Annotated in this window: 10 protein-coding genes; 2 read left to right on the top strand and 8 right to left on the bottom strand. The window is 46.9% G+C overall.

What is annotated here, in order from left to right:
- Nucleotides 1–22 precede the first annotated feature (22 nt).
- Nucleotides 23–1,039, bottom strand: a complete 1,017-nt coding sequence (locus HWX74_RS14040; RefSeq protein ID WP_176014518.1) for an IS110 family transposase — start codon at nt 1,037–1,039, stop codon at nt 23–25.
- Nucleotides 1,040–1,843: 804 nt separating this feature from the next.
- On the opposite strand from HWX74_RS14040, the gene HWX74_RS14035 reads away from it, so the two are divergent.
- Nucleotides 1,844–6,346, top strand: coding sequence for an ABC transporter substrate binding protein (locus HWX74_RS14035; RefSeq protein ID WP_176014131.1), 4,503 nt, complete (start codon nt 1,844–1,846; stop codon nt 6,344–6,346).
- A 30-nt stretch (nt 6,347–6,376) separates the two neighbouring features.
- Here the strand turns inward: HWX74_RS14035 and HWX74_RS14030 are convergent, their stop codons facing one another.
- The 7 genes from HWX74_RS14030 to HWX74_RS14000 all read right to left on the bottom strand — a co-directional run bounded on the left by HWX74_RS14030 (nt 6,377) and on the right by HWX74_RS14000 (nt 13,329).
- The gene (locus tag HWX74_RS14030) at nt 6,377–6,574 is read right to left on the bottom strand and encodes a hypothetical protein (protein WP_176014130.1); all 198 of its coding nucleotides are present in this window, start codon (nt 6,572–6,574) and stop codon (nt 6,377–6,379) included.
- Nucleotides 6,575–6,925: 351 nt separating this feature from the next.
- On the bottom strand, nt 6,926–8,251 hold the full coding sequence (locus HWX74_RS14025) for an IS1380 family transposase (RefSeq protein WP_176014129.1): 1,326 nt from the start codon (nt 8,249–8,251) through the stop codon (nt 6,926–6,928).
- A 113-nt stretch (nt 8,252–8,364) separates the two neighbouring features.
- Complete coding sequence (locus HWX74_RS20540; RefSeq protein ID WP_176014128.1) at nt 8,365–10,074, bottom strand: RHS repeat-associated core domain-containing protein; 1,710 nt, start codon at nt 10,072–10,074, stop codon at nt 8,365–8,367.
- A 414-nt stretch (nt 10,075–10,488) separates the two neighbouring features.
- Nucleotides 10,489–11,697: an RHS repeat-associated core domain-containing protein gene (locus tag HWX74_RS14015; RefSeq protein WP_217704963.1), complete on the bottom strand. Its 1,209-nt coding sequence runs from the start codon at nt 11,695–11,697 to the stop codon at nt 10,489–10,491.
- Between the two features lie 129 nt (nt 11,698–11,826).
- Nucleotides 11,827–12,249, bottom strand: coding sequence for a hypothetical protein (locus HWX74_RS14010; RefSeq protein WP_176014127.1), 423 nt, complete (start codon nt 12,247–12,249; stop codon nt 11,827–11,829).
- Nucleotides 12,250–12,307: 58 nt separating this feature from the next.
- Nucleotides 12,308–12,748, bottom strand: a complete 441-nt coding sequence (locus tag HWX74_RS14005; RefSeq protein WP_176014126.1) for a hypothetical protein — start codon at nt 12,746–12,748, stop codon at nt 12,308–12,310.
- Nucleotides 12,745–13,329 (bottom strand): hypothetical protein, encoded by a 585-nt coding sequence (locus tag HWX74_RS14000; protein WP_176014125.1) that lies wholly within the window; start codon nt 13,327–13,329, stop codon nt 12,745–12,747. Before HWX74_RS14000 ends, HWX74_RS14005 begins: the two co-directional genes overlap by 4 nt.
- Nucleotides 13,330–13,453: 124 nt before the next feature.
- Between HWX74_RS14000 and HWX74_RS13995 the strand changes: the two genes are divergently transcribed.
- Nucleotides 13,454–14,776, top strand: a complete 1,323-nt coding sequence (locus HWX74_RS13995) for an IS1380 family transposase (protein WP_176011736.1) — start codon at nt 13,454–13,456, stop codon at nt 14,774–14,776.
- Nucleotides 14,777–14,799 lie beyond the last annotated feature (23 nt).

Below are 14,799 nucleotides of genomic sequence, written 5' to 3'. Positions count from 1 at the left end.
CCACTTCGATGTCGAGAAAAACTCAATTTTTTACGAGCTTGAATTGAGTAAAATTCTCAAACATCCAATTGTTTTTTAATGTTCTATACACGATATCGAGGAATTTGCGAGCCAAGGCGATATTGGCTTTCGCACCTCCCCGCCGACTTTTTACCGATTCATGAAAGGCATTGAGATACGGGCTGTAGCGTTTGGCGATCAAAGCGCATTGCACCAAAGCGGTTCTGGCGATCTTGCTGCCGCTCTTCGTGATTCTTCCGTGGCAAACCGTGTCATTTGAATTGCTCACTCTGGGGACGATTCCGATATAAGCGGCCAACTGCTTTGCCGATCGGAAATCAGCGATATTGCCGATGGTTGCCAACAGGATCGCCGCACCTTTCGAGCCGATTCCCTTGATGGATTTCAGGTTGTCGAAGCCGTCCATCTTGCTGCCGTGATCCTCAATCGCCTTATCCAGTTTTTCAATGCTTTTGTTCAGACTGCGAATCTGTTCGACAACCACCAGCATTTCCGTGTCGGTGATCGGGTCGAAGTGATAACTCAATGCTTTCAAAAGCCCTTTCTCCGTGGACAGTTCTTCCCGTTTCAGCACGATGAAGTTAGCTGCTAACAGATTGTTGACTTTGTTTTTCAATACGGTACGCAACTGAACCAGTTTTTCCCTGGTCTGCGTCAGACTTGAAATTTTCGCCTGCAAATCGTCTTTCACTCTTACCTCCGGAAGCATATCCTTTTCCAGGAACTCCGCCAACACTTTTGCGTCATGTTTGTCCGTCTTTTTGGTGGACATGCTGATGACTTTGAACTGTGATGGATTCACCACCACCAGTCGCCCGACATGAGCTTTCAGCGAGCTGCAAAACATGAACGTATTTCCGGTCGCCTCCACCGCCATCGCCGTGTTCGGACCGAGCATTGCGGCAAAGCCCTTCAGTTCGGTAATCTCACACTTGCCGATTTTCCGTTCTTCCCCATTTACCCGGATGCAATAAGTAAAATTGTTCCGGTGCAAATCCACTCCAACAAAACTTGTCATCATTCTCTGCCTCCATTCGTTTTTCACGAATCGAAGCGGAACTGCTGTCACGGCCTCACCATCCTCCCATACAGAGTAGTCGATTAATCAGTCGCTCTCTACGGTGGCGCTCTGGTTTACAGATCTGACTAATCTCCTTTCCGGGGTCGTCATCGTTTCTGATGCGCCTCATTGAAACATTCAGTCTGCAACCTGTCCGCTTCCAAACGTGTAAGTTAATCGCCATAAATTACACGCAGAAAGCTGATTCCGCGAACGTCAGTTATTTATCATACCATCTCCTTTATATTATATTCCACAGGTTTCCTGAAATCAACTCCTTTTCTTTGGTATTTCGGCACAAACCATCAGCAAATCGCAGGAATGAGGAAAAAATAAAAGAAATTATTTGTGTTCTCCGACGCTTGACAAAACTCATGGATGTATTATTATATAGGATGGTCTGTTGTCGATAACGAAGTTATCCCGTCCGGACAGACGCATTTGACCAGGAGAAGGAAACAATGCGGGATCGTTGCAGCGCATGCAACAGGAAAAATTTTTCCCCAATCCGCCTCCAAGACTCCCTGTTACCATGTTCACTAACAGTTCCCGTCGATTTTTTTCAACAACTCCGCCGCTTTTCGCAAATAATTCCAACTGTGCTCCGGCCGATGCGATTCGCCGGACACTGTTCTCTTTTGGCCCCCCTTACCATTCTTTCAGGAGAATTACCATGATACGGCAATTACGCTTTTTCATTTCAAACTTTTCATTGCCGTTCTTCCTTCCGGCGATGACGCCGCGGACTCGCGAAGCTTCCGAATGCGGGCCGGCGATATGACCGGACGGAAAACAGACCGACTGGCGACATTCGCCGGAACAGTTCTGATATGGTTCTGTCTGCTGGCGCCGGTATCCGGCGTCCGCGCCGGGCAAGTTCCCGCGGAACCGCAGGCCGTGCCGAAAATCCTGCTGATTTCTTCATTCCACCTTTCTCATAAATGGACGTCGGAGGTCAATAACGCCATCATCCGGGAACTGGACCAAATGCCGGAAACGCCGATCGTCGATTATCTGGAATTGAATGCCGTCCGCAACCGGAGTTCGGATTTCATCGGCAAATTCGAGCCCTATCGCCGGGCCATCCGGGAACGTAAATATGACCTGGTGGTGGCAATCCTCGACGACGCGATCAATCTTCTGATCAAAAATCTCGATTCCGTTCCGCCCGACCAGCCGATTGTGTTCTGCGGTTATCAGGAGCTGATTCCCGGATTTACCCGGCTTCACCCCAATATCACCGGGGTCGCGGTCGATTTCCAGGTGCTGAAAACCATTGAAATGGGCCTGGCGCTGATGCCGGATACCGAGGAAATCGCCGTGGTAACCGATGATTTTCCTTCCGGGATGCAGATTCATCAACGGCTGCAGGCGGAAGCCGCCGATTTCAAGCGCTGCAGGCTCACTTTGATCAACGGCGCGCAATACTCCACCTCGCAGATGCTCGAAGCGGTGCGTTCGATGCCGGAAAAATCCTTCGTCGTGTTCTGTCCCTGGCGCAATTATGCCCGGGACGGGTATTCTTCTTTGCTCAACGTCGGCAGGGAACTCGAAAAAACCGGCCGGCCTTATCTGGTCATCACCGATGTTCTGCTCGGCCAGGGGGCCCTGGGGGGCTGCATGTCGCGCGGCGCTACCGGCGGGCGGGAAATGGCTCAGCTCATCCGGCGGATTCTGAAAAACAACCATGCCGCGGCCATCCCCTTTGTCCACGACAACGGTGAATTCGTCGCGGATATGGCCGTTATGAAAAAATTCAATCTGCCGGCGTCGCGATTGCCGGCGGGAACCCTGACCGTCAATCGCGATATTCCGTTGTGGGAATCCCACCGTGAAGCGGTCGCCGCCGCCGCCGCCGCCCTTTTCCTGCTGACTGCGTTGGTCGCGGCGCTGGTCATTATCCATATCCGTTTCCGGCGCATAAGCCGCCGGATGCGGGAAGAGCAGGAATCGCTGATCGCCAGGCTGGACAATCACGTAGGCAACGAACAAATCATCAATCAATGCCTGCAGCAAATCATCATCGCCGAAGATTCCGGCGAGGCGGTCAGGAGGATGCTTGGGGCGACCGGCTCCCATATCGGCGCCGATCGCGCTTACATTTTTCAATATCGCGACGGCCGGTTCGTTGAAAATATTTATGAATGGACAGCTCCGGGGATCTCCCCGCAGATCGATCGGCTGCGGCATGTGGATATGAATGAGTTTCCACTGCTGCAAAATATTTTTCAGGAAAAGCGCTCCATGGAAATTGCCGACACCCGCCAGCCGGCGACCGAACTGCGGAACATCGCCGATTTTATTCTGACCCAGGAGGTGCGGTCGGTCCGCCTGTGCGGAATTTGGGAACAGGGGAAATTATGGGGATTCATGGGGATGGATTTCGTCCGGTCGTTTCACAGCTTTTCCGAAAGCGACCGGAAGCTGCTGGATAACGCGGTCAACCTGTTTTTGCTGGCCCGCGAACGCCGCCGGCAGATGCGGGAAATTTCCGACGGCGCCTTTCTTCAGAAACAGATCTTCGACAGCGTCGCGATTCCGATCGTGATGTTCGACCTCGATTATAACATTACGGTCGTCAATCCGGCTTCCTGCCACACCATCGGCAGACAGCCGGGAGAATTGCTGGGACGGAAATGTTATCATGCGCTCTGCGGTCATGACGCTCCGCCGGAATGGTGCCCGATGCGACTGATGTTGGAAGACCACCAGTCTCACCGGATCAATTTTCACGGCCATGGCGATCACCATTATCAGGTCACGCTCCAACCGATTTTCAATCGGGATCGGCAATTGACCGGCGCTCTGGAGAATGCGTTGGATATCACGGACCTCTTCAAGCAGAAGCAAGAGCAGGAGGTTACCAATGTGTTTCTGAAGCGTGCCGGGGAAATTGCCGAAATCATCTATTTCAAAGGCAATGCGGCCGGAAAAGTCAGCTTGCTGGGCGGCAACCTCAGGAATGCGGGGACATTGAAGGACAACGGCGAATTTGTGGAATGGCTCCTGGCCGAAGACCGGCCGGCTTTTCTGGAAGAGAAAAAAGCGTTGGTGGAAGGCCGCAAGGAGGTGCTGGAATTCGTTTGCCGCGCGACCGCCGTATCCGGAGAAATCCGGACTTATCAATTGTACGCCACCGCTTACAGCCGCCGGGATGATATCTATCTCGGTATTTTACAGGACGTTACGGAAGCAGTGAAGGCGACGGCGGAGAAAAACGACTTGATTTTGAAGCAAAAAGCTTATGTGGAAAATGAAAAGATCATCAACGCCTGTCTGACACAGCTGGTACAGGATGAAAACTTCGACCTGAACATCAATCATATCCTGAAAACCCTGGCCAAGCAGCTGGACAGCGACCGGGCCTATTATGGCCGCTACGAACCGGACGGAAGCTATGAAATCACGCATGAGTGGCTCAATGCCGGAGTATCCTCCCTGCTTGAAGTCCGCGATCCCCGTTTCAAAGAACAATTCAGCATTTGGCGCCGGCGATTTCAGAACAATGAACTTCTGGAGATTCCGGACATCAGAAATTCCCGCTATGCGGAAGTGCTGCGGGAACCCGGCTGCCGGACCCTGTTGTGCGCTCCGGTTGCGGTCAACCAGAGATTGCATGGGATTGTCGGATTGGGTTTCATCCGGCATCGGCGGAATATTTCCGAATTCGATGAAAACATGATCCGTTCCGTGGCGCAGATTATTTCGTTGGGCCTGCAGCGGGATGCCAGGCACCGGGAACTGAAGGAAGCAATCAGCGACCGGGAAGCGATCTTCCGCAATATCAGTATGCCGATCATGTTTTTCGATCGGACGGTCAAGCTTACCAGGGTGAATCCGGCGGTTTGCAATATGGTTCATAAGAGCGAAGCGGAAATCCTGGCGGAACCGTGTCATGGCACTTTCTGCCGCCAAGCCCGGGAACCGGCCTGGTGTCCGGTACGGCAGGCGCTGAAGAACGGCAAAGACAATCAGATTGAAATCTGTCTCAATGGCCGGGAATATGTGATCAAAGCGGAACCCGTCCTGGATGAAAACGGCGAAATCCGCAATATTATCGAAAGTGCCGTCGATGTCACTGAAATCAATGAAAGCAAGCGGCAGCTGGAGAAAGGCTTTCAGGCTGAACAAGCCGCCAATCGGGCGAAAAGCTACTTCATCGCCAGCATAAGCCATGAAATCCGGACGCCGCTGAACGCGGTGATCGGATTTTCGGAATTGTTGAAGGATGGCGGGCTTTCGGCGGAGGAACAGCTTGAGTACCTCAATTCAATCAGTCTGGCCGGAAATTCGTTATTGCAGCTGATCAACGACGTACTCGACCTTTCCCGGCTGGAAGCGGAGCAGACGGTGTTGACGCCGCAACCGACCGACCTGATGAAACTGTTGCGGGAAGTGCAGGCGATTTTTCAATACAAAGCGCAGCAGAAGAACATTTTTTTCCGGCTGGACTGCCCGGGAAACCTGCCATTATTCAAGCTGGATAGCCTCCGGCTGCGCCAGATCCTGTTGAACCTGGTCGGCAACGCGGTGAAATTCACGGAGAGAGGCGGCATCGCCGTCAATACTGAATTCAGCCCGGCCGCCGATTGTTCCGCCGGAATGCTGACCGTCAGCGTTCTGGATACCGGCGCCGGTATTCCCGCTGCGGTGCAGAAAAAGATTTTCAACCCGTTTGAGCAGAGCGATGTGATACGCGACACCCATATTCATGGCGGAACCGGCCTCGGGCTGGCGATTTCCCGGCGACTTGCGGAACGCATGAACGGGGAAATCACATTGGAAAGCCAGGTCGGTCGCGGGAGCTGTTTTACCCTTGTGCTCAAAAATGTCGAAATTGCAGTTGCTGAACACATATCTCCGGAAGAAAAGCGCATCATGCCGCCTGAAACGCTCCGTAATCCCCGTGTATTGCTGGTGGACGATGTGATGATGAATTTGAAAGTGCTTGAAGCGATGCTGCGTAAATTGCAGATCGGATGCATTATGGCGAACTCCGGACCGGAAGCGCTGCGACTGCTGGCGGAGGATCGGGATTTCACCCTGATCCTGACCGACCTCTGGATGCCGGGAATGAACGGCACGGAGCTGGCCCGAAAAATCCACGCGAATCCGGCCACTGCCGGAATTCCGATTGTCGTGGTCACGGCGGATTCGCAGATATCCGGGGACGGGGCGGAAGAATTTCAGGATGTTCTTTTGAAGCCGATCACGTTGGAAAAACTGCAGATTATCCTGAGGAGGAATCAGCGGCCGACTCATTGAAAAAGTAACTTTTATTCATGGAAGTTGCCTTCAAATCGCCCGAAAATCGGCTTGACTGATGAATCCGATACCCTGTTTTTTGATATTTGGTTTTGCATCGTGCTGTTTCCAGTGTAATACTGGTTCGCTCACATTCATCGATTCACCGCTTGTGCTTTCGAGCCGATTTCTGCCGTAAATCCTCATCATATACTCTGTATCGGCCTGCGGTTTACAACCAAAATCCATCTCGAACCCCCCAAGCGCTTTGAGCTATGGCTGATCGCCTATTGGATTATGTTAGCCTGAATGTTGCATGAAACTTTCGAATCGTCGAGAAATGTTCAGAAGATTCGGAAGTTTTTATTTTCAGAGTCGGATATTGTCGTTTTTTTGCAAATTGAGCATATTCCCCCTTTCCCCCGTTGTTGTTCGGCGNTAGCCTGAATGTTGCATGAAACTTTCGAATCGTCGAGAAATGTTCAGAAGATTCGGAAGTTTTTATTTTCAGAGTCGGATATTGTCGTTTTTTTGCAAATTGAGCATATTCCCCCTTTCCCCCGTTGTTGTTCGGCGAGCCGGTGACAGCTCTCCAAGGTTTTATTCCCAAGCGATGATTTTCGCAGCGATCAAGCGGAGGAGTTCCTGATTTGGACAAGCACTTGAAAGAGCAACATAAATTTTTCTGGTATTCCGCCGAATAATGGCACCGATTTTCACCAGGTATAAGCGAATGCTGCCGCAGGTAGCCTCGGCAAATTGAGTTCCTGTCAACAACAATGCCCGAAACCGTTCCATGAGAATATAAGCCAAACTTGAAAGCAGAAGCCGGAATTGATTTGCCGCAAAGTCATGGCAGCTCGTCCGATCAGCGAAAAGATCCAGCTGCTGTTCCTTGATCCTGTTTTCCATCTCACCTCGGGCGCAATAGACTTTTTCATAAAGATATTGTCCATCATCATCATCAAGATTGGTGACGATAAAACGATTATTCGGTCCGGGGGAGTTGAATTCCGCTTTGGCAATCTCCTGCCGCGGGTATTTCCAAGTTCCTGCCGCATATTCGAACTGAGTAAACAGTTTTGCTTTTTCATGTGTTTCGTTGTAAAGTGCTTCCGCTTTCACTTGAAGATCTTTTGATAATTCCAGCAAACGTGGATTTTTCGCCAATCCGACAATATATTTGACCTCATTTTTATCACACCAATTCAGCATTTTCTGCCGGCAAAAGCCACTGTCTCCCCGGAAAATAATCTTAACCTTCGGCCATTTCTGCCGAAAGCGCTTTACCAGTAGCGAGAGAATCGCCCAGGCATGCTTGGCCGCATCAATTTTTGATGGACGCAAATAAGCCACAAGCAATTGATCCCCGCAGAAAACATACAACGGCAAAAAGCAATAGTGGTCATAATAGCCATGAAAAAAGCGATTTTCCTGCATCCCGTAAGTGAGGTCATCGGTAGCATCGAAATCAAGAATCAATTCTCGAGGCGGCGTGGAAAAACTTTCGATAAAGAATTCGACAAACAATCGGCTCAAATCTACGCAAGCACGACGATCGATTCCATTTTCGAATCGACATAAAGTGCTTGGAGTGGCGAGTTGACGATCACGACCGACAACAGTTTGAATCAGCGGATCAGTTCGCAATTCATGATGGTCATTGAGATCTTCATGGCCGGCAACCAAACCAAAAACTCGTTGACGAAGCATGCTCAGATAGGAATGTTCAACTTTTCCGGGCTGTCGAATATCAAAAGAATCCAGCAGGTTACCGGCGCGCCGGGTCAAACCGAGTTTGCGGTCGAATTCTTTCACAAAAAGCAACCCGCCGTCACTGCTGATATCTCCACCGGCGAAATTGAATTCAATTTTTCTGCTTTTCGGACCTTGAAAGACCGGAATCGAAACATTACATTTTGTCATTGGCAGACCTCGGCGTTATATTGTGATGTAAGATATTACAATATAATACGTTAGTCGAGAATCTGCCTCTTTGTTTTTGAAAATTTACGCAATATTCAGGTTAAGATATTCATTTACAAATTTCCTCTGTCAATAATTGTCCCTCTGCCGCTAGGATGACTTCTATCCGGAATATATTGATGAAACTTATTTCCTGGAGTAGCAAGGTAGCCATCAATTCCGTAACGATCAGCAAAATCCAAGTCAGCATTTGACCAATCCTCATTATTATAATTGGGATCTACTCCTCCATGTGTATGCCAATACGCAACAATAGTAGAATCGGTTGGACATGGAGCATCACTTGGCCTACAACCTGCTATCGTACCAACTACTTGGGTAGTGAAATATTTATTTTCACCATTAACACACTTTTTACAGACATAGCCACAATATTCTAGGTTTTCTCTTTTCGAACGAGGATTAATATATCTACTTCTTTTACGAGCTGCAACCGTTGGATTGGAATGCATATTATACCAATCAGAATCCCCAGGAGTTACAGTCCCATCAGGATTTATTGTTGGGGCTTTAGTCAAACCAAGAACATCAATAAATATAATGCCATTATTTCCGANTTTACGAGCTGCAACCGTTGGATTGGAATGCATATTATACCAATCAGAATCCCCAGGAGTTACAGTCCCATCAGGATTTATTGTTGGGGCTTTAGTCAAACCAAGAACATCAATAAATATAATGCCATTATTTCCGATAAATCCATATAGATTCACGCCGCCATTTTCCTCAATCGGGTCGCGGCTGATCCATCGGCCGTGCTGCGGATCGTAGTAACGGTAACCGTAGTAGTACAAGCCACTGCCATCCATCGGCTTCGTGCTGAACCGGTAGGTGAAGTTGTCGGCCTCCGCGCCGCTCGATGACACCATGCGGCCGAAGGCGTCGTAGACGTACTCCGCCACCGAAGCCTTGGTCGACGCGTTCAGGCAGCTCATGATATTGCCGTTGCCGTCATAGACCGGCAGATAGGTCTGTCCGCCGCGCTTTTCCGCCAGCAGCCCGCCGACCCCGCCGGCGCCTTGCAGACTGCCGGAGAGGTCTTCGCCCCACAAATACCCCTTCTGGNAGCTCATGATATTGCCGTTGCCGTCATAGACCGGCAGATAGGTCTGTCCGCCGCGCTTTTCCGCCAGCAGCCCGCCGACCCCGCCGGCGCCTTGCAGACTGCCGGAGAGGTCTTCGCCCCACAAATACCCCTTCTGGAAAGTCGGCGTCGCCGTCGTGGTGTCGTAGACGCCTACTACATTCCAGCCGTCGTAGACGTAAGCGACCTCTGACTGCGTCTGGCCGGTCGCGCCCGATTTCAGAATCACCTTCTGCCTGATCCGCCGGCTTAAATAGTCGTAAGTATATTCATAACGATAAGTCCCGACATCCGCCGTTTTCAGACGGTTCTCGGCATCGTATGTATATTGCGTCGTATAACTGCCGGTCAGGTTGCCGTCCGCATCATGCACCTGTGCGTAAGTGGTGCCATTCGGCTCGGTGATCAGCGAATACTGATTCACCGCATTCACCGTATAGCTCCACTGGGAATCACTGCCGGTCGTTCCCTGGAAGGCGGACTGACGGTTGCCGACCTGGTCGAAGCTGTAATCGAACGACTGCCCGGCGATCCCTCCGGAAGCGTTTTTACGCACCGCGTTGATCACCTGTCCATAGTTGTCATACGCGTAATCCCAGTAACTGCCGTCCGCCAGCGTCGTCTTGATCCGCTGGTCCTTGATGTTCAAGGTGTAGCTATATGACGCATCACTCAGCATCAAATATCTTAAAGTCTGAAACTTTGTATTAGATATCCTTGTAGTTATTGTACCTATTTGTAGAAACACGACATAGTAATTTCCTTCGTGAATAAATTGATATTAGATAGATAATCATCAGTACAGTGATTTCGTATATTAATAGACTTGCACCATGATATTTACCGGATATATTATTTACACTTTCCAATATTTGTAAAATTTCCGGAGTAAAAATTATTTCCTGTGATTCATGACTTGCTTTCTCTTTATAGACATTGTAGATTATTTTCTCGACTTCATTTATAACTATTTTTTTATAGTAATATTCTGCAATACAATTGAGTGTAACAATTAATAATACTAGATCAATTATTTTAAAAAACACTTTGATTTTACTCATGCTAATCATATTATTTACTTAACCTCCAATTTTTACGGAATATTATCATACCCTATATTTATTGCCTCTAGATAATATGACGCAGTAAAATAATTAACAGCGCCACTAAAACCTAAAAAAGTTCCTAAAGAAGAAATCAAATCCTTCCAGCTTCGATCAATAGGAGTACCATCTGCATTTATACCCGCAAAATGTCGCGTTGAACTGAAGCAAGTATAGGCTCCTATCGCTTGAAGCTTATATGGAGGATTCACATCCCAAGAACTTGTATTAACTTCATGAATACTAGTCGGTTCAGAATTAAAACCTGCCGTAGAACCATGCCCAGCAAATGCAAAAGCGACAATTCCATCAGTTTCCCATAGCGAAATAAACAATGATTCAGAGCTAGCCCATTTATGTTCAATAACTAAATAATTCTTTTTTCTATAATTATTTCCCGATTTTACAGCCATTAATTTTAATTGTGTTACAAAAGCAAGCCAACCATCTCCCCATTGAGATTTAGTCGTATAAACGATCATCGTATTGGGAACTTTAAAATTACATTTTGTTTCTAAGTCTTTATCAGATACCTCAGAACCATCTTCATTTTTTAACCATTTCTTTAGCTCAGAATGCTCTAATTTAACCAATTCAGATAATATTTTAAAATCATCTTCAAGAAATTCTCTAGTTGCGTTAGCCCACGATTTTTTATCACGTTCAATTTTCCAAGCTAAGCCATTAATATCAAATTTATTAATGGTACAATTTTCTACCATTCCATACAAGTTCACGCCGCCATTTTCCTCGATCGGATCGCGGCTGATCCATCTTCCATGCTGCGGATCGTAATAACGGTAACCGTAGTAGTAGAGGCCGTTACCGTCCATCGACTTCGTGCTGAACCGGTAGGTGAAGTTGTCGGCCTCCGCGCCGCTCGAAGATATGGTACGGCCGAAGGCGTCGTAGATGTACTCCGCCACCGAAGCCTTGGTCGGCGCGTTCAGGTAACTCATGATATTGCCATTGCCGTCATAGACCGGCAGATAAGTCTGCCCGCCGCGCTTCTCCGACAGCAGTCCGCCGACCCCGCCGGCGCCCTGTAAACTGCCGGAGAGGTCTTCGCCCCACAGATACCCTTTCAAGGAAGTCGGCGCCGCCGTCGTGGTGTCGTAGACTCCCACCACATTCCAGCCGTCGTAGACGTAAGCAACCTCCGACCGCGTCTGGCCGGTCGCGCCCGATTTCAGGATCACCTTCTGCTTGCTCCGAAAGTTCAGATAGTCATAGATATTCTCATATTCGCACAAGGTTCTATCAGCATTTAATAGCAGAACAAAAACACAACAGATTTACGCTCGATTTTCCTTGTGCGATGCAAGTTACTATCTTCCAATTAAATTATTTTTCTTTTCTTCATAAGCTTTTATGCGCTCCTCTAAAGTTTCATTAATATAATCCCATTCATCCGGATACATTCCTCTTAAAATGTCAATTGGAGTTTTTGCATTACAAGCAATCCTTTCCCGCACCGTTGCATCAGGATCTTTGGATAGTTTTAGGAATAAATCCCTCGTTAATTTACGTTTTGTCGCAACCTCAAAACGAACATCTTCATCATCGGCTAATAATTCTAAAATTTCAATTGGCACTGTTTTGTTGATAACAACCCATTGTTTCTTATGTGGAAAACGAGCAATTATATCCAAGCAAACATTTAAAGGCAACTCATCAGTTGCAGCCCGTTCATATTCTTCTTCAATTTCGCTTTCTCTTAAACGAACAAATTCTTCTGCAGACTCAATCATCGGTAACTCCCAGCCAGTAATTATATCAAAGTTATAATTTATGAGCGTTACTTACTAATTATAAATCTTTTTGACTAATTCCATCTGTCTCTAAAGAATCAGGAACAACTTTATAAAATACGTTTTTTATTATTTCTGCCATCAAAGAAGTTGAGGTTAATTTATAAATACCCCCCGCCTCTCCCCGACGTATTACAATAAAGATTTCATCGTTAGCCATATAACAAGTCAGTTTGCGGTCATCATCTTCCAGCTGAATGTGACCAAAAATTGCTTTTCCATTTAGCCCTAGCTCACTAGCTTCGGTAGCTCCTACAAATCCTTCTGATATCAAATAAGCTTTCTCATTATAGAGACTCAGATCATAATTTTTTCCATTGAAATAGAAATTTACAAAACCAGAAATATATTCTGGTGGTTTATTCCGACATAGAGTAGTTAGAATTATTAAAAAGATCAAAAAAAAGAAGATTACTAGTATTGTTTTTTTATATTTCATTTATTTTCATTCTTTCCTATTGGAGTAAAAAATTTTATTTTAAAAGGATATTTATAGAATATATTCCAAATAGAATATACCAAAATAGAACTTCTTTGTCCTTGTTGCAATACAATAGCACTATCAAAATAATTAGCAAGTGCCTGCCCCAATTTATCTCCTTCTTCACCATCACCAGTATAACACATCGCAAAATTTATTGTAGCATCTCGGCATAATAATCCTTTTATATCATCAAGAACTTTAATTACATCTCTTTGACGAAGCATTGGTGGCGCTGTAAGTATACTGTGCGTCACGGCAACTTCAGCAATATATCCCGTAGCTTCCCAACCATGCGCAACAATAGTAAGTTTTTTGATACATTGTCCACATTCGCCTTCAGAATCATAATTCTTAATTTTATTTTTCAATTTTTCTATCAATTCAGCAGAAGTTGCAAAACGAAGAACATGTTCCGGATCAATTCCTGTCCATATATCCCCAAAAGCTCGACTATCAATAATACTACCATCGGGAGAATTATCTATTGCCAAAATTTTCAGTTTTTTCTCGTAATATTTTCTTCTATAATTCAACATTCCGATTCCATCACCCATTCCTAGCCTGAATATTGCGTAAATTTTCAAAAACAAAGAGGCAGATTCTCGACTAACGTATTATATTGTAATATCTTACATCACAATATAACGCCGAGGTCTGCCAATGACAAAATGTAATGTTTCGATTCCGGTCTTTCAAGGTCCGAAAAGCAGAAAAATTGAATTCAATTTCGCCGGTGGAGATATCAGCAGTGACGGCGGGTTGCTTTTTGTGAAAGAATTCGACCGCAAACTCGGTTTGACCCGGCGCGCCGGTAACCTGCTGGATTCTTTTGATCTTCGACAGCCCGGAAAAGTTGAGCATTCCTATCTGAGCATGCTTCGTCAACGAGTTTTTGGTTTGGTTGCCGGCCATGAAGATCTCAATGACCATCATGAATTGCGAACTGATCCGCTGATTCAAACTGTTGTCGGTCGTGATCGTCAACTCGCCACTCCAAGCACTTTATGTCGATTCGAAAATGGAATCGATCGTCGTGCTTGCGTAGATTTGAGCCGATTGTTTGTCGAATTCTTTATCGAAAGTTTTTCCACGCCGCCTCGAGAATTGATTCTTGATTTCGATGCTACCGATGACCTCACTTACGGGATGCAGGAAAATCGCTTTTTTCATGGCTATTATGACCACTATTGCTTTTTGCCGTTGTATGTTTTCTGCGGGGATCAATTGCTTGTGGCTTATTTGCGTCCATCAAAAATTGATGCGGCCAAGCATGCTTGGGCGATTCTCTCGCTACTGGTAAAGCGCTTTCGGCAGAAATGGCCGAAGGTTAAGATTATTTTCCGGGGAGACAGTGGCTTTTGTCGGCAGAAAATGCTGAACTGGTGTGATAAAAATGAGGTCAAATATATTGTCGGATTGGCGAAAAATCCACGTTTGCTGGAATTATCAAAAGATCTTCAAGTGAAAGCGGAAGCACTTTACAACGAAACACATGAAAAAGCAAAACTGTTTACTCAGTTCGAATATGCGGCAGGAACTTGGAAATACCCGCGCCGGGTGATTGCCAAAGCGGAATTCAACTCCCCCGGACCGAATAATCGTTTTATCGTCACCAATCTTGATGATGATGGACAATATCTTTATGAAAAAGTCTATTGCGCCCGAGGTGAGATGGAAAACAGGATCAAGGAACAGCAGCTGGATCTTTTCGCTGATCGGACGAGCTGCCATGACTTTGCGGCAAATCAATTCCGGCTTCTGCTTTCAAGTTTGGCTTATATTCTCATGGAACGGTTTCGGGCATTGTTGTTGACAGGAACTCAATTTGCCGAGGCTACCTGCGGCAGCATTCGCTTATACCTGGTGAAAATCGGTGCCATTATTCGGCGGAATACCAGAAAAATTTATGTTGCTCTTTCAAGTGCTTGTCCAAATCAGGAACTCCTCCGCTTGATCGCTGCGAAAATCATCGCTTGGGAATAAAACCTTGGAGAGCTGTCACCGGC

The sequence above is a fragment of the Victivallis sp. Marseille-Q1083 genome, from assembly GCF_903645315.1.
Lineage (GTDB): Bacteria > Verrucomicrobiota > Lentisphaeria > Victivallales > Victivallaceae > UMGS1518.
The sequence above is the reverse complement of the archived record's forward strand: the minus strand, read 5'-3'. Positions and strand labels throughout refer to the sequence as shown.